Source organism: Streptomyces sp. NPDC051286, assembly GCF_044455345.1.
Lineage (GTDB): Bacteria > Actinomycetota > Actinomycetes > Streptomycetales > Streptomycetaceae > Streptomyces.
This window is the reverse complement of sequence record NZ_JBITER010000162.1, coordinates 1-1,238: the sequence shown is the minus strand read 5'-3', so window position 1 is coordinate 1,238 and position 1,238 is coordinate 1. Positions and strand designations below refer to the sequence as shown.

Annotated in this window: 1 protein-coding gene; it reads left to right on the top strand. The window is 59.3% G+C overall.

What is annotated here, in order from left to right:
• Positions 1-467 precede the first annotated feature (467 nt).
• Complete coding sequence (locus ACIBB8_RS37955) at positions 468-1,175, top strand: hypothetical protein (RefSeq protein ID WP_398959985.1); 708 nt, start codon at positions 468-470, stop codon at positions 1,173-1,175.
• Positions 1,176-1,238: the final 63 nt, after the last annotated feature.

Genomic DNA, 1,238 nt, shown 5'->3' with positions numbered 1-1,238 from the left:
TGGTCCTAGAGAAACCCCATCATCGCAGGTCACAAGGCACTTCTTCGTTCCGAGAGAAGCCGTCCACAGACATCAAACCGGTGGATCCGGGCTCAAGCTAACACCTCCAACCTTTCACCCAATCAATGCTCTACAGCCAACTACTTCAAGTTTAAGTTGCACTATAACTCGAACTTCAGTGGCGGTTGGATAAAATTCGGCTACTCTGAAGAGAATTTCGCAGCCAACGACGGCTCTGCGGGCAATCTCGTATACCTGTTCTGCAGCAACAGCGGGGCTGGAGCCGGCCAACAGGTCAAGAATAATGCGGCTTCTGCGATCAATGGCGTGACGTATGGGTCGGGATGCACTGCCCGCGTGCACTTCAATAGTTTTTGGAAGGGCGTATACGACGACGTGCCCGACGGTAATGGGCGGAATCTGGTGAATACCTACAACGAGAACGCCTCGTTCAAGTGGGTAGGAAATTGCTGAACATCGACGAGGTGAGGAAGAAGATGAGTGGCAGTCCTCGGCGCACGATGGTTGTGATTGCCGCCGCAGTGGTCACGATTGCAACCGCCGGAACGGCCGCCTTTTTGTCAACGGCTGGGAAGGAGGAGCGGAGCCGCCCTCTGAGCCATTCGGTCACCGCAGCTGCAGGGGCGGTGGCCTGGCAAGTCCCGCAAGTGCGGTCAGTGGCGAACGATCCGTCTACCTGGACTCTTCCGCTGAGCGCCTATCAAGTCGTCGATAACGAGGTTAACGGCGTTCTTTTGCAGGCGGCAGAACAGAAACTGACCGCGCAGTGCATGAAAGATCTGGGTGTGGTTGCACCCTTCACGGTCCCCGAAAATTGGAGCGAGGCGGTTGCCGCCTTCGGCGCCGACGGTCCTCAAAACGCCATGGATGCCCGCTACGGTGATCACGACCTGGCCAAGGTGTCCCAATATGGCTACGGCTGGCCTGATGGTGTCGGCGGTGCGGGGCAGGCGGCCTCGTCGAGCACAAAGGGCGAAGCGATGTCTGACGACGTCAGGCTTGCACTTCAGGGGTGGCAACATCCCGTTACCGGCGAGGTTCGCGCCGGCGTTCCCCGGAAACTCGGTGGCTCGTCTGTCCCACCGCGAGGTTGTGGCGGTCAGGCCCAGACCGAGCTGACTGAGCCCGGATCCACCGGCTTGATTCCGGTGTGATCGTTTCGGGGTTGTGCAGGCCGTGTCGGGGTTGAGCTGCGGATTCGGGCGTGGGGTGGCCGC